Here is a 24,277-nt window from a genome sequence, read left to right as displayed (position 1 = left end):
TTCGTAGGGCAGCGTGGTGCGCGTCACGGTCCTAGCGGCGGACCATGCAGTACTCCTCGTGCGCGGTGGCACGGTGCAGCAGATCGGCTCGGCCGCTGCCGGCCGCGATCTCCTTCAGCAGCGTGAAGACGTCGTCGCCGGAGATGTCGGAGACGAAGTGCTGCTTGATCAGGAGGGTCTGGATCTCCTGGTAGTTGTGCTCGTCGAGGACGTTGGCCAGGCCGAGCAGGGCCTGCCGGCCCTGCTCGTCGAGCCGCGGGCGTTCGGCGATGTTGCTCGCCGGGACGTCAGGCCGCAGCAGGACGTCGTCGGCGAGAACCTGCTGGAGGCTGTCGGCGGTGAAGTCACAGACGATGTGGACGCGGTCGCGGTCCGAGAAGGAGCCGACGGAGTGCGTCCGTGTGGCGTCGAGGTACCACAGTTCGCCGCGGCGCATCCGGAAGACGGTGTTGTCCTCGGAGGCGAAGACCCGGTCGTCGGTCTGCAGCGGGAGGTGGACCCGCACCATGTCGGCCTTGAGCTCCAGGAAGTCGCGGTGCGGCACGTAGACACTGCCGGGTGCGAGCCGCATGAAGCGGGCGTACTTGAGATACTCGGTGCGGAAGCAGCGGCCGATCAGCTCGCGGACGTAGGACAGCGCCTCGCCGTGGGGCGTGGACCGCGCCGAGCCCTCGTAGTCGCCGAGTGAGGACTCGGCCAGGTCGCCGGTCTGGTTCCACAGCATGGTGCTGCGGAGCAGGCCGGTACTGACGAAGTCAGCGTACGAGTCGTTGTACGCGAAGTCCTCGGAGACCGCGAGGTCGGCGGCGAGGCGCTCCTCGTCGAGCTGGAGCGCGGCTATGCGGTGAGAGCGCATGGTCAGGCCGCCTGGGCTGCGGATCCGGTGGGCGGCAGACCGAGTGAGTCGGCGAAGGCGTCAAGCGCGCCGGCCCAGCTGGCGGAGTACTCGGTGGTCATCTCGGCGAAGGCGCGGGCTTCGTCCTCGGTGGTGACGAGGAAGGTCATGCCGGTCTCGTCGTCGCTGACCTGGGCGGCGTGCATCGTCTCGGCCTTGATGTGCGAGTCGATCCAGGCGAGGTCCTCAGTGTTCGGGAAGAGGCGCTCGCCGTCGACCTCCAACTTGCCGTAGACGCGGCGGAAGCCGACGGCGATGTCGAGGGCGATGGTCTCGACGACCCGCAGCTGCACGGCGGCGCCGAGCGGGTGGTCCGCGTAGCGCTCCATGTTCTCGATGAGGCGCACGACGCCCTCGGGAAGCTGCTCGGCGAAGGCGCGGCCGGCCTCGTCGACGTGTTCGGCCAGCGGCGCGATGATGGAGTTCTCCCACCACACGTAGTGCGCTCCGGCGGGCCCCTTCGGGGAGACCGCGCTGAACACCGGCGCGAGGTTGTCCAGGTCGTCGCCGATGACCCGGAAGATCGTCTGGAAGGCCGCCAGGACGTCGTGGGACGGCGACTGCTGGGCGTTGAGGGTGCGGGCCGTCGCCCCCAGGCCGGACAGGGTGGTGAACATGAATGCCTTGGTCATCGCGCGCCACTGGTGGGCGACGGCGAGCGGACCGGTGAAGTCGCCCGTCTCGAAGCCCCGGGCGAAGCCGAAGAAGCGGTTGTCCGCGCGGCCGAGTCCGGCTTCGAGGATCTCCCGGTCGACGAGCTCGTCGAGAGCGCTGCGCGCGTCGGCGGTGAATGCGATATCAGTCACGACTACTCCAGATTCCTAGATTTCGCTGAACGAGAGCATCTCGTCGACGATTTCGTGGATGGCTCCGGCGAGGTACACCGAATTCTCCTCGGAGATGAGGCTGAAATGGTTCCCGGGAATCTCCCGAGAGGAGAGACCCGAGATACGCTCCCGCCATCCGTGGTCGATCTCCCGGAGGATTGCGGGAAATGCGATGCGGGGGTCGGGGTAAGGCTCGGCCGCCCGCAGCAGGCACACCTCGCCCGGATAGGGCTCTGGTGCGTAGGCGAGGAATGCGGCACGGTGCCGTTCCATGAGGACCGGGATGCGCGCGGCCTCCTCGGAGAGTCCCGCCAGGCCGGCGGTGGCCTCGCCCTCGCCGCCCAGCAGGTCCATGGCGGCGAACGCCGCGCGGGCCTGCTCGACGGCCACCGGGTCGGGGATGGCCGCGGGCGGCAGCCACGAGTCGAGCAGGGTGACTCCGACGAGTTCCACGTCGCAGGCCTGCCACTCCCGGGCCATCTCCAGTGCCACGCAGCCGCCGACGGACCAGCCGGCCAGGAACAGCGGGCGGGTGCCGCGGACGGCGTCGACGGCGGCGACGTAGCGGGCCGCCATGTCGGCGATGGACTCGGACCCCTCGGCGTCCACGGCCTGGAGGCCGTACACGTCGTACCGGTCGCCGAGCTGCCGTCCGACCGCGTGGAAGGGCAGGACAGAGCCGCCGGCGCCGTGCACGAACAGCACCATGGGCCTGCCCTCGGGGCGGACGAGCGGGACGAGGACGTCGTCGCGTTCCTCGGCGGCCACGCCGAGACGGGCGGCCAGCTCGCGGACGGACGGGGCGGCGAACACGTCGCCGACGGTGGGCTTGACGCCCAGTTCCCGGGTGCAGGCCGCGATGAGCTTGAAGACAAGGAGGGAGTGGCCACCGAGCGTGAAGAAGCCGTCGGTGACGCTGAGCCGCTCGATGCCGAGCACCTCCCGGAAGACCGCGGCGAGCCGTGTCTCCGTCTCGCCCTCGGGCTCGACGAGTTCCGCCGAGACGCCGGCGGCCTCGTTCCCGAGCTGGTCGAGCAGCACCTTCTCGTCGATCTTGCCGTTGACGTTGTACGGGATGTGTCCGACGGTGACAACGGCCGCGGGGACCATGTGGGTCGGCAGCTGGTGCCGGGCGTGCCGCTCCAGCTCCTGTGCGGCGGGCTCGCGGCCCTCCTCGGGCACCACGAAGGCGGCGATGCGGCCGTCGAAGCTCGCGGGCGCCAGGGCGACGCAGGCCTGGACGTCGTGGTGGTCGCGGAGCACCGACTCGATCTCGGACAGCTCGATGCGCAGGCCCCTGACCTTCACCTGGCGGTCGATGCGGCCCAAGTGCTCGATCACCCCGTCCTCACGGTAACGGCACAGGTCACCAGTGCGGTACATCCGTTCGCCGAACGGGCCGAAGGGGTCCGGGAGAAAGCGCTCGGCGGTCATGCTGGGCCGGTTGTGGTAGCCGTGCGCGAGGCCGGTCTCGCCGCCGATGTACATCTCGCCGGGGACGCCGACTGGGAGCACTTCGAGGTCGGGGCCGAGGATGTAGATCCGGAAGTTCCCGCAGGGCCGGCCGAGCGGCAGGACCGGGACTCCCGGCTCGCGGGGGATGACGCCCTCGACGACAGTGCCGGCCTCGGTGGGACCGCAGCAGTTGACGAGCTCGGCGTCGAAGTGGGCGTGGAAGGCGTCGCGCAGGCGGGGCTTGACCTCCTCGCCGCCGATGACCACCCGGCGCAGGGAGCGGCAACTGCCGGCCGGGGCGGCGGCCAGGAACATCTCCATCATCGTCGGGACGAAGAAGAGGGTGGTGACCTGGTATTGCTCGGTCAGCCGGTGCAGGTACTCGGGGTCGCGGTGGCCTCCGGGGCGGGCGACGACGAGGCGGGCGCCGTAGTACAGCGGCCAGTACAGCTCCCAGGTGGAGACGTCGAAGCCGTACGACGTCTTGAGGATGTTCGCGTCGCCCGGGCCGAAGGGGTAGTGGCGCTGCAGCCAGAAGATGTTGGCGAGAGCGCCGTCCACCGGGTAGGCGACGGCCTTCGGGCGGCCGGTCGAGCCGGAGGTGTAGAGCAGGAAGGCGAGGGCGTTCGGTGGGGTGGAGATCGGGAGGTTGTCCGCGGGGCACTGCTCCCAGGGCTGCTGGTCGGCGGTGAGTCGCAGGACGGTCCAGGGGCCCGCGGGAAGCTGGGCGGAGCCCCGGTCGTCGGCGAGCACCAGCTGAGGCTCGGTGTCGGCGAGCATGAACTCCATGCGGCCGTCCGGCAGGTCCGGGTCCATCGGTACGTAGGCGGCGCCGGCCTTGGCGACCGCGTACAGCGCGATGACCATGGCGAAGGAGCGGTCCATGCAGACGGCGACCTTGCCGCCAGGCTCAACACCCTGGTCGCGCAGGTGGTGGGCGAGCCGGTTGGCCCGCGCGTTCATCTCCGCGTAGGTCAGCTCGCCCTCCTCCCCCACGAGGGCCACGGCGTCGGGGGTGCGCAGGACCTGCTCCTCGAAGGGCTCGGCCAGCGTCCGGTAGCGGATGTCGGGCTTCTGGTACGCGTTGAGCTCGTGCAACACCTGCTGCCGACCAGCCTCGTGGAGCAGCGCCACCTCGCTGACGGGCGTCTCGGGGCCGCCGATCAGGGTGTCCAGGAGGTCCAGGTACAGCTGTGCGAAGCGTTCGACGGTGGAGCGGTTGAACAGGTCCGAGGAGTACTCCATGAGGCCGTACAGGCGGTCGCCCTCGTCGGAGAAGGAGACCGTCAGGTCGGTGCGCGCGGACTTGGTGTCGAGCGCGATGAGCGAGCCGCCCTCGCTGTCGGTGTCGACGCCGATACCGGCCACGAAGCCGAAGATGGTCTGGAAGACCGGGTTGACGCCGGGGGTGCGGGCCATGCCCAGCTCGGCGACGATGCGCTCGAAGGGGACCATCTGGTGGTCCTGCGCCTCCAGCAGGGTCTGCTGGGTCTGCTGGGTCAGGGTGCGGAAACTCGGCGCCCCGGAAAGATCGCCGCGCAGCGCGACCGGCTTGACGAAGCAGCCCACGATCTTTTCGGCGGTCTCGTCGTCGCGGCCCGCGAGGGGCGATCCGACGACGATGTCGGTCTGTCCGGTGAGCCGGGAGAGCAGCGTCTGGTAGGCCGAGAGCAGGACGACGAACGTCGAGGTGTGCTCCTCGGCGGCGAACTGGCGCACGCGCTCGGCGAGCTCGGCCTCAACGTGGAAGCCGACCATCTCGCCGTTGCGGGTCTCGGTGGTGGGCCGGGGCCGGTCCTTGGGCAGGTCGAGCACTGGCAGTTCGCCGCCGAGCTGGCTCTTCCAGTAGGTCAGCTCGCGGTCCACCCGGGCCTCGTCCAGGGTCCGCGCGTGGGCGGCGGCATAGTCCAGGTATCCCACTTCGTGGGCGGGCGGCAGCTCGGCCCCGTCCAGCAGGCGGTGTAGCTCGTCCATGACCTGGCTGACCGACCAGTGGTCGATGATCACGTGGTGGAAACCGAGGGCCAGCACGGTCCGCTCGTCGGGGAGCAGCAGGGCGAGGAGGCGGAAGAGCGGCGCCCGGTCGGTGGGCAGCGGGCTGGACGCGGCCTCCTCGACGATGGCGGCGGCGCGGGCCTCGGCGGCCTCCTGGTCGAGATAGCGCAGGTCGTGCCAGTCGACCGGCGGCTCGACCGGGCCGGAGTCCTCCTGCATCGGCTCGCCGTCGACTTCGAGGATGCGCAGCCGCAGGGCGCCGTGACGCTCGGTCAGGGTGCGGGCGGCCGAGGTCAGCAGCTCCCGGTCCGGTGCCTTGGGGAGGGTGACCGCGTCGAAGAGGTTGTATTCCGCGCTCTCCGGGAATCGCCTAGTGAAATACCAGATACGAGCCTGTGCAGGAAGCAGCGGAACTCTGACACCCTCCTCCACCTTCGGAATGTTGACCGCAGCCTTTTCCGCTTTCCGACGGCGAAGTATTTCGAGAAGCTGCGCTTGTCCGGCACCGAGCTGACTCACCTGTCCACACCCCACGGAAACGGAAGACTTCTTGAAGACGAGAATGAATCTATCCGATCGCCGATGGAATTCGACTGGGCAAGGTTTTCAGTCGAACACGGCGGTGGGGCGGGTCCGGTGGCGTTGGGGCGTCAGTGGTGTTTCACGGGCCCATCGTCCGGCCGGAAGCGCAGCCGCGGGCCCTCACCGGCCCAGTCGCCGGCCTCCAGCCGGCGCAGGCCGGCCAGCAGGTCGAGGGTGAGCCAGCGGCTCAGATCCGGATGGGCGGGATGCTCCCACAGCCCGGCCGGGCCGCGCAGCCCGTCCAGAAAGCCGACCAGGTCCGCCACCCGTGCGTCCTGGGTGGAGACGCCCGTGCGGGACACCAGGTCCAGGACGAAGGCGAGATCGAAGCGGGAGTGCAGCGAGATGAAGCCCGCGGCGCGTTCCCGGCCGTGCAGCCGGGCGATCTCGGTGCCCAGCGCCCATTCGTCCCGGGTCTCGCGTCGCAGCAGCAGGTCGGCGGCCCTACGGGCCGGCTCGGAGCGGGCCCGGTCCGGGTGGAGCACTAGGGCGGACAGGGCCGCCTCCGTGTTGGCACGGCAGCCGGGTGAGCCGGGCAGCCTGCGGTAGCCGGGGACGCTGCCGGGCTGTCCCGCGACGAGGCCGGTCGGCCACGAGCCGTCCTCGACGCGCTGGGCGACCAGCCAGTCGTAGGCCCGTTCGGCACGCGGGTCGATGGCCGCGCCGACGGAACCGGCGCCTCTCAACGGCAGCGAGACCTGGAGCGGGATCATGGTGTAGCGGTCGTCGGTGCGGAACTCCGCGAGCGGGAAGGAGCCGTCGTCCCGCTGGTAGGCGAAGAGCCGTTCAACCAGCTCGGCCACTCGCGGGTGGTGGCGGTCGAAGCCGAGCCGGCCGAGCCGACACAGCAGATGGCCCAGTTCCTGGAGCCCGTCGGGTTCGGCGTGCAGGAGGGCGAGCGCCTCCGGGTCGTCGACGCGCCGGATAAGTAGATCGGCGAGTTCCGGGTCGTCTTCCGGTACGTCGAGCAGTTCGGCGAGCACGCGGCAGCGCAGCGCGGGCGAGGCGTCGCTCAGGAGCAGCCAGGCGGATCCGGTCATGACAGAACCTCACGCAGGTACGGGGCGGTCGCGGTGTCTCCGGCGGCCAGCTCCTCGGGGGTGCCTTCGGCGACGATCCGACCGCCGTCGGGCCCGCCGCCGGGGCCGAGTTCGATCAGCCGGTCGCAGCAGGCGAGGAGCCGGGGGTCGTGGTCGACGACGAGGACGCTGTGGCCTTGGGCGACCAGGCCGTCGAGGGCTTGGACCAGGCGTTCAACGTCCGCGTCGTGCAGCCCGGTGGTGGGCTCGTCGAGGATGTGGAGGGCAGGGCGGCCGCCCTGCCCGACGATCTCGCGCACGAGCTTGAGGCGCTGGCGCTCGCCGCCTGAGAGCGTGCCAGCCCCCTGCCCGAGCGACAGGTAGCCGAGACCGAGTCGGATGGCGCCGCGCAGTGGGGCGGCGACCGCCTCGTTGTCCTCCCACAGGGCGAGGACCTCCTCGATGTCGAGCCGTTCCAGCGCGGGGAGGCTGTGTCCGCGCACGGTGAGTTCCCGTGCCTCCGCGCGGTAGCCGGTGGCGCCGCAGGCATCGCAGGGCCGATGGACGGTGGGCATGAAGCCCATATCCTCGGCAACCGTGCCCTTGCCCTTGCAACCGTCGCAGCGGGGCTGGAGGTCGGCGGGGCCTAGCCCGAGCTCGCGGGCGGGGGCAGAGTCGGCGTACGCCTCCCGGAGCGGACCAAGCACCTTCAGGAACGCGCCGGGCGAGGTGATGCCGACGCTACTCTGATCGGTGTGCTTGACTTGTTTGGGCGCGCCGTCGATGCGTTCGTGGTCGCCGGGGGCGACGGGGGTGGCGGCGGCCGAGGTGGTGAGCTTCTTCGGAGCGAGGGCGCGCGCCAGGATGTCGATGGCCAGGGTTGACTTGCCGGAGCCGGACACGCCGCAGATGCCGGTGAGCACGCCGAGCGGGATCCGTACGTCCTGACCGTCGAGGTTGTTCTCGACCGCCTTGTGGACGGTCATCCAGCCAGTGGGCTCGGCCCGCCGTCCGGCGGCCCGGGCGGGCAGGGGGCGGTCGAGGAGGGCCCGCGCCACAGGGTCGGCGCGCACCTGCTCCGCGCTGCCGGCCGCGACGACGGTGCCGCCGCGCCAGCCGGCTCCGGGGCCCATCACGATCCAGTGGTCGGCGCGCGCGACCAAGCGCGTGTCGTGGTCGACGAGGACGACGGTGTTCCCGTGGTCGCGAAGCTCCTCGAGGACCGTGCCGAGGACGTCGACCTCTCTCGGGTGCAGGCCGCGTGCCGGTTCGTCGAGGAGGACGGTCATGCCGGTGAGCTCGGCGCCGAGCAGAGCGGTAAGCCGGACCCGCTGGAGCTCTCCGGCGGACAGGGTGTTGGACATCCGGTCCAGGTGCAGGTGGCCGATGCCGACACGGCCGAGGAAGCCGAGACGGCGCAGGGCGACGGCGTGCGACCGGACGGCCCAGCCCGGCGCCCCGTCGGGGAGCCGGAGCCCGGCGAGTGCTTCGCGCACCGCGTCGACCGTCTCGCGGTGCAGGTCATGGCGGTTGAGGCCGGCGACCCGCTGGTCGAGGAACTCGGGGCGCAGCCGCCCGCCAGCGCACGAGGAGCAGGGCACGCGTTCGGTGTAGAGGCCGCCGACGTCCCAGCCGTCCATGATGCGGAAGACGCCGCGCCAGACGACCGTCGCGGACGGGGTGACCCGGGCCTCGGGCGACAGGGTGACCTCCTCCTCGCCGAAGAGGAACGCTTCCTGGGCTGCTGAGCTCATCTCCCGCCAGGGGGTTCGCTCGGGGTCGAAGCCGTGGCGCTCACCGAGGGCGAGCAGCTGCCAGTAGCCACCGTTGGCGGGCTTCGACAGGTAGGAGCGCGGATAGAAGCCCGGCGAGTACATTGCGCCGTCGCACAGCGGCCGTTCGGGCCGGTGGATCAGCCGTTCCACGAGGGGGACGGCCACGGTTCCCATGCCGTGGCAGCGCAGACAGGCCGACTCGTAGCGCAGCGGCGAGAAGTCCGCCGGTTCGGCTGGCGGGCCGAACCGTCCGCAGCCGGCGCAGCTCCAGGGGCTGCCCGGCCGGTGGCCGGAACGCCGTTGCTCGGCCTGGCAGTCGGGGCAACGGCGGACGCCGGCGTAGGCGAGAAGGACGCCGAGGTGCGGGCTGAGCTCGGTGAGCGAGCCGACGGTGCTACGCAGGCCGGGCGCCCGGCCGTCGGCGCCGATGACGAGGGTGGGGCCGAGTCCGGTGAGGGAGGCGGCCCCGGACTCCGGTCCTTCACGCACGGACTGGCGTTCGTACAGGGAGAGCGATTCGAGCAGCCGGCGGGTGGCCTCCGCTTCGAGGACGTCGCGAACGAGGGAGGACTTGCCGGAGCCGGAGACTCCGACGACGGCGGTCATGGCGCCCTTGGGGATGTCCACCGACACGTCACGGAGGTTGTTGGCGGCGGCGCCGCGGATCTCCACGGCGGTACGCGCGGGGCGCGGGGCGCGGAGCGCGGTGGCCGGACGGACCGGTTCGGCGGAGCGCGGCTCGGGCGGCCCGGCGTGCAGCAGCCGGCCGCCGTCGGGGCCGCTGCCGGGGCCTATCCGCAGGGTCCAGTCCGCCATGGCCGCGATGTCCTGGTTGTGTTCGACGACGACGACCGTGCAGCCGCGGTCGGTGAGGCGGCGCAGCAGGGCGGCGAGCAGAGGCACGTCGGCCGGGTGGAGGCCGGTGCTGGGTTCGTCGAGGTAGACCAGCTGGGCGGGCCGGGTGGCAGCAATCTGCTTGGCGAGCTTGACGCGCTGGGCCTCGCCGCCGGAGAGGGTCGGCGAGGGCTGGCCGAGCCGCAGGTAGCCGAGGCCGACATCGAGCAGGGCCTGGATGATCCGGCGGGCGCGGGCATCGTGTTGGAAGAGCGGCAGGGCCTCGCGGACGCTGAGGTCGTGGATCTCGTCGACGGAGTAGCTGTTCCCGTCGGGGAGTTCGGCGCGTACGGCCAGGGCTTCTGCGCTGAACCGGCGCCCGCCGCAGGCCTCGCAGGCCACCCACTCGGAGGGCAGGAAGCGCAGTTTGACCTCGACGGCTCCCATGCCCGCGCAGGTGGGGCAGGCGCCTTCGGAGCGGTTGAAGGAGAAGGTGCCGGCGGGCAGCCCAGTGGCGGCGGCGAGCACCGCGCGGACGCGGTCGGCGAGGCCGGTGTACGTCGCGGGATTGGAGCGGGGGTTGACCCCGATGGGCGACTGGTCGACCGTCAGCGGCACGAGCGCCTCCCCTTCGAGGGCGGTGCAGCCGCGGGCTTCGCCTGCCTCCAGGGAGGCGACGAGAACGTCGCGGACGAGGGTGCTCTTGCCTGCTCCTGAGGGACCGGTGACGACGGTGAGCGCGCCGACCGGGAAGGCGCAGTCAAAGCTGGCGAGGTTGTGGTGACGGGCGTTCCTGACCGTGAGCCATCGGTCGCCGGTCCCCGAGCCCGCGGGGGCCGTGAGGCGTTCGCGGCCGGAGAACCAGCGTCCGGAGACGGTGTCGGCCTCCCAAAGTTCGGCGGGGGTACCTTGGAACACGGCCCGTCCGCCGCCGGATCCGGCCGCGGGTCCGATCTCGACGACCCGGTCGGCGCTCGCCACCGCGGTGCGGTCGTGCTCCACGAGCACCACAGGGCCCGCGAGCTTCCCAAGTTCGACCATCAGCCGCCGGACCTGGTCGGCGCCGAGGCCGATGGTGGGTTCGTCGAGGATGTGCAGTAAGTCCTCGACGTCGTTGGCGAGGAGGACGGCGATGCGCAGGCGTTGCGCCTCGCCGCGGGAGAGGGTGGGCGAGGAGCGGTCGAGCGCAAGGTAGCCGAGGCCGAGGGAGTCGAGCGCGTCGAGCCTGCGCAGGACGTTGCGCAGCGGGGTGCCGGCGTGCGGGGGGAGTTCGGCGCCGGCCAGCACTTCCCGGGCCCGGCTCACGTCGTGCCGGAGCAACGCGGGCAGGTTCAGCCCGGCCAGTTCGTGGCCAGCGGTGTCGGGGCTCTCGGTGCGGAAGTCCTGCGGCCGGACCGACGGCAGCGGCGCGCCGCAGGCGGTGCACAGCCGGGCCCGGGACAGCACCCGCGAGCCCGACTCCGTACGGAACTCGACTTGGGCGCAGCCGAGGGCGGCGACCTCGTCGAGCAGTCGGCGGGCCGCCTTCACGTCGCCCCCGACGGTGAGGGCGCCGACCAGGACCGCGACGGTGTGTGGCCGGTCCGGGTCCAGGGGCTGGCCGGACCAGGGCCCGCCGTCCACGGTGACGGCGCCGTGACCGAACCGCTCGCCGAGCCGGGCGAGCAGGCGTCCGTGGGTGCCGAGGGCCCCGCGCACCAGCGGAGCGATGACGTCGACGGGGCCGGCCGCGGCGGCCGCCCGCAGCGCGGACAGCTGTCCCTCGGCCGACACCGACTCTGTCACCTCCGCGCAGCGCGTACAGCGCAGCACGGCGAACCGGGCGAAGAGCACGCGCAGGAAGGGGTGAACTCCGGCGGCGCTCGCGACGGTGGAGTGCGGGTTGCGGTTGAGCACGTTCTGGCCGATGGCGACGGCCGGACGCAGGCCGTGGACGGCCCTGACCCGGGCCGCCCGCACGGTGGCCGGGGCGCCCGCGAGGGTGGCCAGGAAACGGTGCCTGGCCTCCCTGTGCAGGGTGTCGAAGACCAGGGAGGACTTGCCGGAGCCGGATGCCCCGACCACCGCGGTGATGCCTTCTGACAGGGTCGCGTCGACGTCGCGGAGATTGTTCTCCGTCGCGCCCTCGATGCGCACCCCGATCCCCTGTGCCGTCACGACAAAGCCCTCCCGGCCGTCCCGTCCGCTGCTCTTCCGTCTGCCCGCCGGGGCGGCTCAGAGCCTGGCGAGCAGCCTAGCCGCCTCCTCGTCGGACAGCCCGGCGACGAGGTCGGTCAGAGCCCTCTCGACGGCTCCGGCCACGCCCTCGATGGTCGGCATGGCGAAGAAGTCACGTACGGAGACCTGCACGCCGAAGGTCGCCTGGACCCGGTTCAGCAGCTGTAGAGACTTCAGCGAGTTGCCGCCGACGGCGAAGAAGGCGTCGGCACGGCCGATCCGGTCCACGCCGAGGAGCTCCCGCCACAGTTCGGCGACCTGCTCCTCCAGCGGGCCCTGCGGCGCGTCGCCGCCGGCCCGGGCCTGGAGGTCGTCGAGGCTCGGCGCGGGCAGCCGAAGCCGATCGAGCTTGCCAGAGGGTGTGTGGGGCAGTTCGTCGAGCCGGATGTAGACGGCGGGCAGCATGAAGCCGGGCAGCCTCTCCTCGGCATAGGCGCCCAGCGCGTCGACGTTCCAGGCGTCGCCCACGGCGTAGGCGGCGAGCTGGTTGTCGCCCTCTTCGCCCTTGAAGACGGTGACGGCGCACTCGCGGACGCCGGGGTGGTTAGCGAGCACGGCCTCGACCTCGCCGGTCTCGACGCGGCAGCCGCGGATCTTGACCTGGTTGTCGACCCGCCCCAGGTACTGGATCTGCCCGTCGGCGTCGACGGAGACCAGGTCGCCGGTACGGTAAAGCCGCTCGCCCGGTGCCACCGGGTAGGGGTGCGGGATGAAGCGCTCGGCGGTGAGGCTCGAGCGGCCGAGGTAGCCGCGGGACAGGCCGCCGTCACCGGACACGCACAGCTCTCCGGGGACCCCGGGCGGTACGGGCCGCAGGGCCTCGTCGAGCACGAAGAGGCGGTAGATGCCGATCTGGCGCCCGATGGGCAGGCCGCCCTGGCCGTCGTAGGAGCGGCCCTCCCAGCCAGCCACCTCGGAGGTCTCGGTCTGCCCGTACAGGTTGTGGAGCTCGGCCGGGAAGCGCTCGGCGAATCGTTCCAGCAGTCGGACCCCGGCCGCCTCGCCGGACAGCTGCACCCAGCGCAGGTCGGGGCACTCCACCTCGGGGGCGAGGTTGAGATAGGCGTTCAGCATCGAGGGGACGAAGTGCACGAAGACGGTCCGCTCGGTGGAGAGCAGCCGGCTCAGGTGCACCACGTCGGACTCGGCTCCCGGGTCGGCCATCAGGACCGTCGCCCCGGCGCTCAGCGGGCCGAAGATCTCCCAGATCGCCACGTCGAAGATGAGGGGCGTCTTGTGGATGACCCGGTCGCCCGGCGTGAGGCCGTAGCGGCGGCCCAGCCACTCCAGGCGGCCAGCCGCACAGCGGTGGTCGATGACCACGCCCTTCGGGGTGCCGGTCGATCCCGACGTGTAGTAGACGTACGCCGCGTGATCCAGGGTGACGGCCGCCTCCGGCGCGGACGGCGCCGAGCCGTCGGCCGGCACCGGGACCAGTGGGACGCCGAGCCCTTCGAGGCGTTCGGTACGGGACTCCTGGACGACCACGGCCGCCACCCGCGCGTCGCCGGTGATCACGGCCACCCGCTCGGCCGGCAGGGAGGGCTCCAGCGGGACGAAAGCGGCCCCTAGCTTGAGTACGGCGAGCAGGGCCACCACCAGGTTTGCAGAGCGCTCGACGCAGACGGCGACCAGGCTCTCGGCACCGACACCGGCCTCGGCCAACGTGTGGGCGAGCAGGTTGGCCCGGCCGTCGAGCTCGGCGTAGGTCGTCGCGCGACCCCCCGCCTCGATCGCCACCGCGCCGGGGTGGTGGCGGACGGTATCCTCGAAGGCTCCGTGCAGGGTGCGCAGTTCGCGGTACTCCTCGTACTCCGCGTTGACTGCGGCGGCCAGCTCCGCCTGCCGCTCGCGCGGCAGAAGGGCCAGTTCGTCGACCGCAGTCTCCGGACGCAGGACGGCGTCCTCCAGGAGGGTCAGGAAGCGCGCGGTCCACTCCTCGGCGGTGCACCCGGAGGGGAGCGAGCCCGCCGAGAGCCGACCGGTGACCTCCGGGTCCATGGACTCAACGACGCAGTGGACGCGGCCGGCCGCACCCGGGGGCGCGGCCGGCCCCGGGCCGTCCTCGCCTTCGGCATACCGGAAGACGAAGCGCTCGACGGAGCCGTCGGACGCGGTGTCATCGGCCGGCTCGGCCACGGGCCCGTCGACGAGGCCCTTGTCGGCCGCGCGGAGCAGCTCCGCGAAGCTCAGGTCGCCGCTGACGGTCAGCGGGACGATCCGCTCGTCGCCGGGCGACAGGAGGATCTCGGCGCTCTCCCGACGGACGTGCCGGAACCGCGCGGCCAGCAGGGCCGTGAGCAGGACGGCACGCTCGCCCGTTCCGTAACGGTGCGCCGTCTCCGCCACCTGCTCGCGGAGCTCCGTGCGGAGCCGGAAGGCCACCGCGGCGAGGTCGTCGCCGGGCGTCACATCCGGAGTTCCTTCATTGGACACTGCGTTCCCCTTTCGTGACGGGTGAGTCACTGCGTCATGCCGTTCAGGCGGGCGATGGTCAGGGCGAGTTCGCCCAGGTTCTCGGTGGTGTAGACGTCGAGCAGGCTGATCTCCACGCCCAGGCGCTGCCTGATGCGGATGCTCATCTGGGTGACGAGGAGAGAGTGGCCGCCGAGGGCGAAGAAGTTGTCGTTCAGGCCGACCCGGTCGCACGACAGGACGTCGGCCCAGATCTGGGCCAGTTCCTTCTCCAGCGGGGTGACCGGGGGCACGTGGTCGCCGTCCGGGCCGCCGTCGTCCTCGGGTTCCGGCAGGGCGGAGCGGTCCACCTTGCCGTTGACGTTCAGCGGGAGGGCGTCGACGGGGACGAACGCGCCGGGGACCATGTAGCCCGGCAGCCTGCCCTCCAGGTGCTCACGCAGCGCGTCGGCGAACACCGGCACGCGGCACACCAGGTGGGCGACGAGCCGCTTGTCGCCGGAGCCCAGGACCTGCACGCCGACGACGGCCTGCTCCACGTCGGGGTGGGCGGTCAGATGTGCCTCGATCTCGCCGAGTTCGATGCGGTGGCCGCGCACCTTCACCTGGTCGTCGGCGCGGCCGAGGCAGACCAGCTCGCCCTCGGAGGTCCAGCGGACCAGGTCGCCGGTGCGGTACATGCGGCCGCCGGCCCGACCGTACGGGTCGGGCACGAAGCGGTCGGCGGTGAGGTCGGGACGGTTCAGATAGCCGTGGGCCAGGCCCTCACCGGCCAGGTACAGCTCGCCCACCACGCCCACCGGCACCGGCTGGTGCGCCGCATCCAGGACGTAGGTTCGGGTGTTGCGCATCGGGCGGCCGATCGGCGGGAGTCCTTCGATGGGCTCCCGGGTGAACCACGCGGTGGCGTACACGGTGGACTCGGTGGGTCCGTAGAGATTGCCGACGAGCCCGGCGCCGACGGCGCCGGAGATGTCGTTGGCGGCCTTCGCGGACAGCGGCTCACCGGCCATGACCACCGTGCCGGCTTCGGCGTGCAGGCCGCCGGTGCCGTGAATCTGAGCCAGGGCCGAGGGCACGCCGCTGAGCAGCGAGCCGGTGTACTGCCGGCCCGCAGGCGGGTCGGCGAGGCTGAGCAGTGAGGGCACGATCTCGACGGAGCCGCCGTTGAGGAGCGGGCCGAACATCTCGAAGACGGAAACGTCGAAGTTGAGCGAGGTCGCGGCCAGCAGCCGGGACAGCTGCTCGGGTGCGAAGGTCTCGCCCGCCCAGGCCGCCAGGTTGGCGACGCTGCGGTGGGCGACGACGACGCCCTTGGGCCGTCCCGTGGAACCGGAGGTGTAGATGGCGTACGCGGGGTGCAGCTGGTCCAGCGGGGCGGTGCGGTCCGCGTCGGTCGGGTCGTGCGCGGGCCGCGCGGCGACGGCGGCGAGCGTGTCGGGGGCGTCCAGGACGAGGTGGGCCGGGCCGCCGTCCGGGATCCGGTCCTGGACCCGCGTCGAGGTGAGCACGATCGCCGGCTCGGCGTCGTCCAGCATCAGCGCGATCCGGTCGGCCGGGTAGCCGGGGTCGACCGGCACATAGGCGGCGCCCGCCTTCAGGACGGCAAGGACGGCGACCATGATCCGCTCGGTGCGCGGCAGGGCGATGGCGGCGAAGTCACCGGGGCCGACGCCGAGCGCCACCAGGTGATGGGCCAGCCGGTTGGCGGCCGCGTTCAGCTCGCCGTAGGCGAGGGTCGTGTCAGCGAAGTGGACGGCTGAGGCGGCCGGTGCGAGGGCGGCCCGCTTCTGGAACAGCGCGGGCAGGGTGGCTTCGGAGACCGGGGCGGTGGTGTCGTTCCAGTCCTCCAGCACCCGCCGCCGCTCGGTGTCACCGAGCATGGGCAGGGCCTCCAGGGCGGTGCCCGGTGCCTCGGCGATGCCTTCGAGGAGCCGTACGTAGTACTCGGCGAAGCGCTCGACGGTGGCGCGGTCGAAGAGGGCGGTGGAGTACTCCAGGTCGCCGAGGAGCTGCCCGTCCTCGGACTCCCGCAGGTACAGGGTCAGGTCGAACTTGGCCGCCCAGGTACCCGACGATGCGGAGGACGGGGAGATCCGCAGACCGGCCTCGGTGTCGACGGTCTCCTGCGGGGCCGCCGCGTAGTAGCTGAAGGCCACCTGGAAGATCGGGTGCCGGGACACGTCGCGTTCGGGCTGGACCTCGTCCACGAGCAGCTCGAACGGCAGCTCGCGGTGGGCGTCGCCGAGCAGCACGGACTCGCGGACGCGCTTCAGGTGGTCGCCGAAGGTCTGGCCGCTGACAACGCGGGACCGGACCGGGACCGTGTTCACGAAGAGCCCGATCAGAGGCTCGGTCTCCACGGTCGGCCGGGAGCCCGAGAAGTAGCCGACGCACACGTCGTCCTGGCCGCTGAGCCGGTGCATCAAGGCGCTGTACGCGGCCATTGTGGTCATGAACAGTGTGGACCGCTCGCGGCCCGAGAGGGCGCGCAGCTTCGCGGTCAGCGCGGTGCCCACGGTGAATCCGACGGCGTCGCCGGCGAAGTCCGGGACGGTCGGCCGCGGCCGGTCAGCGGGCAGCTCGATGGTGTGGGGAGTGCCGGCCAGGTACTGCTTCCAGTAGAAGAGGTGGTCACGCAGCACGGGGCCTTCAAGACGGCGGCGCTGCCAGGCCGCGTAGTCGGCGTACTGCAGCTCCGGCTCCGGCAGCGGCGAGGGCTCACCGCGCAGGAACGCCTCGTACAGGGCGCCGAGTTCCTCGATCAGGACGGCCACGGAGTAGCCGTCTATGACGATGTGGTGCGCCGTGAGGACGAGGACGTGCTCGTCGGGTGCCGTCCGGGCGGCGATGGCGCGCACGACGGGGCCGGTCATGATGTCGAAGTCGGTCCGGCCCTCGCTGAGCAGCAGGGCCCGCACCTCGTCGTCCGGGTCCGCCGCGCCGCTGAGGTCGAGGAACTCCAGCGGGAAAACGGCCTTGTCGGAGAGGACCGGGACGATGTTCTCGCCCATCAGGTCGAAGGTGGTGCGCAGCACCTCGTGCCGCCGGGCGATCTCGTCGAGCGCGGCGCCGAGGACCTCGCGGTCCAGCGGCCCGCTAAGGGCCAGCGGGATCTGGACGTTGTAGAGGCCGCCCTCGGGCTGGAGGAGGTGCAGGAAGACCATGCGCTGTTGTGCGTACGATGCCTCGGCGGGCGCGCCGGCCGGGCGCGGGGCGACCGTGTCTGACACGGCGTCGCTCTCGGCGATCAGCTCGGCGAGCCGGGCGACGGTCGGCCGCCCGTAGAACTCACGCACCGAGATCTCCGCCCCGGTGCGCTGCCGGATCCGGGCCAGGACCTGGGCGACGAGCAGCGAGTGGCCGCCGAGCGTGAAGAAGTCGTCGAGGGCGCCGACCCGCTCGACGCGCAGGACCTCCTGCCAGATCGCGGCGACGACCTGCTCCCCGCCCGTGCGCCGCGCGACGTACTCGGCACCCGAATCGACGGCGAGGTCCTGCGGAGACGGCAGGGCTGCTCGGTCGGTCTTGCCGTGCCGGTTGACGGGCAGGGCGTCGAGGAACGCGTAACGGGAGGGCACGGCGTGCGAGGGCAGCCGCTCCAGCAGCCAGTCGCGCAGCTCCGCCGAGGAGCGCGCGCCGCCCGGGACAGTCGGGACGACATAGGCAGTGAGTTGCGAGGAGCCCAGCGCGTCGGGGTGCGCGAGGACCACGGCGTCGGCGATCGACTCGTGCAGCCGCAGGGTCGACTCGGTCTCGCCGAGCTCCACGCGCATGCCGCGGATCTTAACCAGGTGGTCGGTCCTGCCGAGGTAGTCGAGGCTGCCGTCGCGGCGGCGGCGGACCAGGTCCCCGGTCCGGTACATGCGCGTCCCGGGCGGGCCGTACGGGTCGGGCAGGAAGCGATCGGCGGTCAGATCGGGGCGGCCGAAGTAGCCGCGGGCCAGGCAGGCGCCGGAGACGTACAGCTCGCCGGGCACGCCGTGGGGTACGAGGTTGAGCCCCTCGTCGAGCACGTAGGCGGCGGTGTTCCGCACGGACTGGCCGAGCGGGGCGACCTCCGGCCAGCCGTCGATGCCGGGGGCCATGTCGTACGAGGTGACGACCTGGACCTCGGTGGATCCGTAGTGGTTGTGCAGCCGGCGTCCGGGGGCGGCGCCGGTGAAGCGGCGCAGGGCGTCGCTGAGGACGAGGGCCTCGCCGACCTGGACGACGTGGACGAGGGCGGGCAGGGTGCGGCCGGTCTCGAGCGCGGCGCGGACGGTCAGCTCGACGACAACGTTCGGCGCGAACAGGTCCGTGACACCGCGCTCGTCGAGCCAGACCACGAAGTGCTCGGGGCTGCGCCGCAGGTCCTCGGGGACGATCGCCAGGGCCGCGCCGGAAAGCAGAGTGAAGAGCATCTCCTGGACGGAGACGTCGAAGCTGAGGGCGGTGAACTGGGCGGTAACCCGGCCGGGTCCGGTCGGGAGCGTCGTGAAGTGCCACTCCATCATGTTCAGCATGACGCCGGTGGTCATGACGACGCCCTTGGGGCGTCCGGTCGAGCCCGAGGTGTAGAGCAGGTAGGCCGGGGTAGCGGCGGTGACCGGGGCGGCGTGGCCCGTGGCGGACGGGTTCGCCGTGCTCTCCTCCACGCAGGCCGACAGCTCGTCGTCGAGAACCAACACCTGGAGGTCGTCGCGGTCGGCCAGCAGCTCCGCGCCGGCCGCGTCGGTGACCACGACGGCGGGCCGCGCGTCGGCGAGGAGCAGGAGGCAGCGCTCGACGGGCAGGACGGGGTCGACCGGCAGGTAGACGCCGCCGGTTTTGAGCACCGCTAGAAAAGCGGTCACGGCCAGGTCCGAGCGGGGCAGCAACACGGCGCCGACCTGCTCGGGGCCGACACCGCGCCGGATCAGCGCGTGTGCGAGCCGGTTGGCCCGCTCGTTCAGTTCGCCGTACGTACGGGTCAGCTCGCCGTCCAGAACGGCGGGCGCGGAGTGCGCAGCGGCGGCCCGCTCCTCAAACCAGCCGGCCAGTGAGCCCTCGCGCAGCAGACCGGTGACGCCGCCGGTCACCAGCTCGGGCCGGTCGGCGGGGGTGAGCAGCGGGAGGTCGAGGATGCGCGCCTTCGGGTCGGCGGCGATGCCTTCGAGGAGGCGCACGAACAGCCGGGACAGCTCCTGGACGGTCGTGGCGTCGAACAGAGCGGTGGCGTACTCGAAACTCCCGTAGAGGCCGTCCTCGGTCTCAGACACGAAGAGCGAGAGGTCGAACTTTGCGGTGGTGCTGGGCTCGTCGACGAAGCTGACGTCGAGGCCCTCCAGGGTGAAGTTCTGCTTGCCCTGGTACGAGAACATGACGTCGAACAGTGGCTGGCGGACCTGGCTGCGGCCTGGCCGCAGCGCGGCCACCAACCGGTCGAACGGCAGCTGGCGGTGGTCGTAGGCGCTGATGACGGTCTCGCGCAGCCGGTCGAGCAGCCGGGTGAAGGCGGGGTTACCGGAGAGGTCAGCGCGGATCACCACGGTGTTGGCGAAGTAGCCGATCATGTCGGCGGTCTCTTCGTGGGCGCGGCAGTCGACGGGCGTGCCCACGGACACGTCGTCCTGCCGGGACCAGCGGCCCATGAGGACGTGGAAGGCGGCGAGGACGACCATGAACGGGGTGGCCGAGCAGCGGGCGGCGACCTCGCGCAGGTCCTCGAAGAGCCCGGGGGGGAGGGTGAAGCTCACGTTGCCGCCAGCGAAGTCGAGGGCCTCGCCCCGGGGCCGGTCGAGCGGCAGGTCGAGGCCCTCGGCGGCGCCAGCGAGCCGTTCGCGCCAGTACTCCAGCTGGCGGGCGTGCTCCTCGGCGGCGGCGGGTCCGCGCTGCCACACCGCGTAGTCGGCGAAGTGGGCGGCCGGTTCGGGCAGCGGGGAGGGCAGACCGGCCCGGAACGCCTCGTACAGGGCTTTGATCTCCTCGAAGATCCTGCCGATGGACGGGCCGTCCACAACGATGTGCTGGGCGTTAACGGCGAGGACGTGCGAAGTGGCGCCCAGCTTCAGCAACTGGACGGCGACGAGCCGGTCCTCGGCCAGGTCGAAGTGCGTGGCGAAGTGCCGGGCGAGGTGTTCCTTGGTCCGTGCCTCCCGCTCCTCGGCGGGCACCGTGCTCAGGTCGACCCGGTTCACTTGGACCCGCTCGGGGGGGTCGACGATCTGCGCGACCACTCCGTCGGTCTCCCGGAAGCGGGTGCGGAGCACCTCGTGCCGGCGCACGACCTCGTCGAGGGCTCGCAGCAGGGCGTGGACGTCGAGCTCGCCCTCGATGCGGAACGTCGTGCCGACGTTGTAGCTGTCCTGGAGCCCGAGCCGGTCGAGGAACCAGAGGCTCTCCTGCCCGTAGGACAGCGGCAGGGTGTCTGGGCGCGGGCCGTCGAAGAGCTCGTCGGGCTCGGCGTCGGCCGGCTGCGACAGGAGGCGGACAACCTCGTCCTTATGGGTGCGTAGTTCGGCGACCTTGTCGGGTGTCAGGGCTCCCGAGGGCCGGAAGCGCAAGCGTCCGTCCTGAACCCAGAGTTGTATGCCGTCCGTGGTCAGCCGGTCCAGCAGTTCTCGCGCTGCGGTCATGTTCGGCCCAATCTCCCCAATGGCGTCTGTGGTCAGTGCGGACGGAACTCAAGCGGGAGCGAGGTGAGACCCCCGAGGATGTAGGAAGCGATCCGCTTGGGTTGTCCGCTCACCTCGATCTCCACGGGCAGCTGGGCCAGTTCCTCGAGCATGATCCGGATGGTCAGGCGCGCCAGGTTCGCGCCGATGCAGAAGTGTCCGCCGCCGCCGAATGACACGTGGTGGTTGGACTGGCGGTCGAGCAGGAAGCGTTCGGGCTGGTCGAAGACCTTCTCGTCGCGGTTGAGAGAGGGCAGCCAGACCGTGACGGCGTCGCCCGCGCGGATCTCGACGCTTTCGAGCACCGTGTCGTGCTGGGCGGTGCGCAGGATGTGGGTGACCGGCGCGGTCCAGCGCAGGAACTCCTCGACGGCGGTCTTGAGCTTGAGGTCGCCGACCCGCAGCGCCTGCCACTGCTCCGGGCTCTGCAGGAGCGCGAGCATGCCAGCGCCGACTGCCTGCCGGGTGGTCTCGTTCGCCGCCACGATGACGTTGTCACAGGTGAGGATCACCTCGTCGTCGGTGATGTCGAGGCCATCGGCCTGCGCGGTGGTCAGGGCCGACACGATGTCGCGGCCGGGATTGCGGCGCTTCTCGTCGATGATCTGCGAATAGTGGTTGAGAATCTCGAAATGCGCCTGCTGCGCTTCGATCCCATCGATATCACTGGAATTCTCGGCGGCTTCCGTGGTGACCTTCGCCAACATTTCCACATCACCCATTGAAATACTGAGGAGTTCTGCGGAAACGGCCAGCGGTATGCGTGCCGCGATGTCCTTGACGAAGTCGCAGTGGCCAGCCTCGACCACACCGTGCAGCGCGGACCTGACGACGTCCCGGGTCCGCTCCTCCATTTTCGCGATGGCCCGTACGGTGAAAAGACCCATGAGCGCCTTGCGCAACTGGTCATGCCGCGGCGGGTCGCTGAGCGCCATCATCTTGCCGGCGCCCGGGTACGGGTCCTTGAAATTTGACCGCAGGAAGATTCCCTTGGTGGACGTGAAACGCTCCCAGTCGGTGAGCACTTCGAGTCCTGCGGCATGCGTGGTGACGGCCCAGTAGCCGCCGTGCTCGCCATACTCGTGCCAGGAGACCGGGCTTTCCTGCCGCAGCCGCCGCCACACCTCGTACGGGTCGCCCTCGGAGTAGAGCAGCGGATCTGTAAGTGCGGGCATGTTCTGCAGCACGAGCGCCTCAAATTCGTCGGTGTTCCATCTGCCTCCAGAAATACAATATCCGCTGTTCGATGACGCAATCTGCGCAGTCGAACGCCAGGATGTACGGCAAGTTCCCTGCCGGTAGATTGACCGAGCCGGCGCGGCCGTACCGACGACGAGGTGGCCGCCACCCCCACGACCGAAATGGTTATCGATGGCCACTCAGCTGATAGGCCGTATACCACGGCTGCTGCACCAGGTTACGTTTCGTAGGTTCTGGACCGCACAGACCATCTCCTACCTCGGCGACCAGGTCTCCACCATCGCGCTCCCGCTGACCGCGGTGCTCGCCCTTGACGCGTCCGCCGCCGAGATGGGCTTCCTCGGTGCCCTGGCCTCACTGCCGAACCTGCTCTTCGCGCTGCACGTGGGCGGCTTCGTCGACCGCCACGGCCGGCTCCGCCGCACGATGATCCTGTGTGACCTAGGGCGGGCCGCCGTGCTCGTGACCGTGCCAATCGCCTACTCACTCGACGCGCTGACGCTCACCCACCTGTGGGTGGTGGCCTTCGCGACAGGCACCCTGGCCATGGTGTTCAACGTGTCCAGCAACAGCCTGTTCGCCGCGATCGTGCGCCGCGACGACTACGTCCAGGCCACCTCGCTGACTCGGGGCAGCTTCTCCTTTTCCTGGGTGGCCGGCCCGGGCATCGGTGGCACGTTGGTGCAGATCCTTTCCGCGCCCGTGGCCCTCGTCATCGACGTGGTGTCCTTCCTCGGCTCGGCGTTCCTGCTGCGGTCGGTCTCGGTCGAGGAGCCGAAGCCGGAACCGCACGCGTCGAAGTCTCACATCAGGGACGGGGTGAACTTCGTCCGCCGTACGCCGGTGCTGCGTGCAAAGTTCCTCGGCGGCGGACTTCTCAACCTGTTCTATACGGTCTACTTCACGCTCTTCCTGCTCTTCATCGCCCGTGAGCTGAAGCTGACGCCCGGAATGATCGGCGTCGCGCTCGGGCTCGGCGCGGTGGGCGCGCTGGCGGGTTCCTTCGTCACCGGCCGGATCAACCGGCGTATCGGCATCGGTCCGACCTTCCTGCTCGGCTCGGTCGTATTCCCCGGGGCGCTGGCGCTGGTCCCGTTCGCGACCGACGACAAGTGGGTGGCCTTCGGCCTGGTCGTCGCGGCCGAGTTCCTCTCCGGAATGGGCCTGATGCTGTGCGACATCTCCGGCTCGTCGATCCAGCAGGCCCTGACACCGGATCGTTTCCGCTCCCGTGTGCAGGGCGCCTACCTGGGCCTCATCAACGGCGTACGGACGGCCGGCGCGCTCGTCGCCGGCGGCCTCGGCACCCTTGTAGGCCTACGGCCCGCGCTCTGGCTGGCCGTCATTGGCGGCGTACTGAGCTGCATTCCGCTGCTGTTCGCTCCCCTGGCCCGGATGCGCGAGCTGCCCGACCAAGCCGAGTGAACGGCAACCAGCGAACCGCGACAACCGAACGAGAAGAGGGGCCCTCATGTCATTCCTCGCCGACCAGCTGATCGGCGAAGCCCGGCGCCGTCAGGTGCGGCTCTGGGTGGACTCGACAGGCCGGCTCCAGTTCGCCGGGGACGCCCCGGCACTGGACGACCGGTTCGTCATGCTGCTGCGCACGCAGGCTCAGCCCATCGCCGCCAAGATAGGCGTCGGGCGCCAGGATCGCTGGTTCCGGCGCCTCACCGACCACGGCGACGACGGCAACGCGCTGCTCTACCTGATCCCGGCCGCAGGCGCCGGCCCGAACAGCTACCGACCCTGGTCCGCTGAGGCCCCAGCCGGGCTGCGGATCGAGGCCGTCCTCACCCCCGGTCGCGAGGAACGCTTCGCCGAGGCGCCGTTCACGGATGTCGCCGCCCTCGCCGACCGGATCGCCGAGCGGATCCTCGGGCACGCGGACCGCCCCTTCGGCATCTTCGGACACAGCACCGGCGCGTTGGTCGCCCGCGAGGTCACCCGCCGGCTCGTCGGCTCCACCACCGGGCAGCGGGCACTGTTCGTGGCCGGGGCGCTGCCCCCGCACATGGTGGACGAACCGGGACCCGAGCCGTCCGAGGAGGAACTGCTCGGCTACCTGAACGCCTGGCAGGGCACCCCTCCCGAACTCCTCGCCGACCCCGCCTTCCTCCGGACCTTCCTGCCCACCCTGCGCGCGGACCTGCGGCTGTTCCACTCGTGCCGCCGCACGGTCTCCCCGGCCGAGCGGGTCGCCGTACCGATGACGGCGTTCGGCGGGCTCCAGGACGAGACGGCACCCCCAGGTCACTGCGAGGCATGGCGGCCCTGGGTGACCGGCCGGTTCTCCGTACGGATGGTGGAGGGCGGCCACTTCTTCCCCGTCACCGCTGCCCCGGAGGTCCTCGCGGAGGTCTCCCGCGAGCTCGGCGTCCCCGCGGGCTGAGCCCGCCCGGAGGCGCGTACCGCCTCCCCCGAGGCA

Annotated in this window: 10 protein-coding genes; 2 read left to right on the top strand and 8 right to left on the bottom strand. The window is 71.2% G+C overall.

What is annotated here, in order from left to right:
• Positions 1-31: 31 nt before the first annotated feature.
• From ACFVXJ_RS29840 to ACFVXJ_RS29805, 8 genes are all read right to left on the bottom strand, one after another.
• Positions 32-856 carry an aspartyl/asparaginyl beta-hydroxylase domain-containing protein gene (locus ACFVXJ_RS29840; RefSeq protein ID WP_389666415.1) on the bottom strand — a complete coding sequence of 275 codons (825 nt, stop codon included), beginning with the start codon at positions 854-856 and terminating at the stop codon, positions 32-34.
• 2 nt (positions 857-858) lie between these two features.
• Complete coding sequence (locus ACFVXJ_RS29835; protein ID WP_389666413.1) at positions 859-1,701, bottom strand: DUF6202 family protein; 843 nt, start codon at positions 1,699-1,701, stop codon at positions 859-861.
• Between the two features lie 15 nt (positions 1,702-1,716).
• The gene (locus tag ACFVXJ_RS29830) at positions 1,717-5,604 is read right to left on the bottom strand and encodes an amino acid adenylation domain-containing protein (protein ID WP_389666411.1); all 3,888 of its coding nucleotides are present in this window, start codon (positions 5,602-5,604) and stop codon (positions 1,717-1,719) included.
• 218 nt (positions 5,605-5,822) lie between these two features.
• Positions 5,823-6,794 (bottom strand): hypothetical protein, encoded by a 972-nt coding sequence (locus ACFVXJ_RS29825; protein WP_389666410.1) that lies wholly within the window; start codon positions 6,792-6,794, stop codon positions 5,823-5,825.
• Positions 6,791-11,539, bottom strand: a complete 4,749-nt coding sequence (locus tag ACFVXJ_RS29820) for a hypothetical protein (protein ID WP_389666408.1) — start codon at positions 11,537-11,539, stop codon at positions 6,791-6,793. The genes ACFVXJ_RS29825 and ACFVXJ_RS29820 overlap by 4 nt, the downstream gene beginning before the upstream one ends.
• Before the next feature lie 57 nt (positions 11,540-11,596).
• Positions 11,597-14,011 carry an amino acid adenylation domain-containing protein gene (locus tag ACFVXJ_RS29815; RefSeq protein WP_389666407.1) on the bottom strand — a complete coding sequence of 805 codons (2,415 nt, stop codon included), beginning with the start codon at positions 14,009-14,011 and terminating at the stop codon, positions 11,597-11,599.
• A 50-nt stretch (positions 14,012-14,061) separates the two neighbouring features.
• Positions 14,062-20,610 (bottom strand): amino acid adenylation domain-containing protein, encoded by a 6,549-nt coding sequence (locus ACFVXJ_RS29810; RefSeq protein ID WP_389666405.1) that lies wholly within the window; start codon positions 20,608-20,610, stop codon positions 14,062-14,064.
• A gap of 32 nt (positions 20,611-20,642) precedes the next feature.
• On the bottom strand, positions 20,643-21,836 hold the full coding sequence (locus ACFVXJ_RS29805; RefSeq protein ID WP_389666403.1) for a cytochrome P450: 1,194 nt from the start codon (positions 21,834-21,836) through the stop codon (positions 20,643-20,645).
• 184 nt (positions 21,837-22,020) lie between these two features.
• Between ACFVXJ_RS29805 and ACFVXJ_RS29800 the strand changes: the two genes are divergently transcribed.
• Both ACFVXJ_RS29800 and ACFVXJ_RS29795 read left to right on the top strand, forming a co-directional pair.
• Positions 22,021-23,274 (top strand): MFS transporter, encoded by a 1,254-nt coding sequence (locus ACFVXJ_RS29800; RefSeq protein ID WP_389666401.1) that lies wholly within the window; start codon positions 22,021-22,023, stop codon positions 23,272-23,274.
• A gap of 46 nt (positions 23,275-23,320) precedes the next feature.
• Positions 23,321-24,241, top strand: coding sequence for a thioesterase II family protein (locus tag ACFVXJ_RS29795; protein WP_389666400.1), 921 nt, complete (start codon positions 23,321-23,323; stop codon positions 24,239-24,241).
• The last annotated feature ends 36 nt before the right edge of the window (positions 24,242-24,277 follow it).

The organism is Streptomyces sp. NPDC058279, assembly GCF_042881255.1.
In the GTDB taxonomy this organism is placed as follows: domain Bacteria; phylum Actinomycetota; class Actinomycetes; order Streptomycetales; family Streptomycetaceae; genus Streptomyces.
This window is presented reverse-complemented; position numbering and strand designations above follow the sequence as displayed.

What these genes read in the sequence shown, in the direction of transcription:
- ACFVXJ_RS29840 (WP_389666415.1), bottom strand. Translation starts at nt 856, where the DNA reads ATGCGCTCTCACCGCATAGCCGCGCTCCAGCTCGACGAGGAGCGCCTC.
- ACFVXJ_RS29825 (WP_389666410.1), bottom strand. Translation starts at nt 6,794, where the DNA reads ATGACCGGATCCGCCTGGCTGCTCCTGAGCGACGCCTCGCCCGCGCTG.
- ACFVXJ_RS29810 (WP_389666405.1), bottom strand. Translation starts at nt 20,610, where the DNA reads ATGACCGCAGCGCGAGAACTGCTGGACCGGCTGACCACGGACGGCATA.
- ACFVXJ_RS29800 (WP_389666401.1), top strand. Translation starts at nt 22,021, where the DNA reads ATGGCCACTCAGCTGATAGGCCGTATACCACGGCTGCTGCACCAGGTT.
- ACFVXJ_RS29795 (WP_389666400.1), top strand. Translation starts at nt 23,321, where the DNA reads ATGTCATTCCTCGCCGACCAGCTGATCGGCGAAGCCCGGCGCCGTCAG.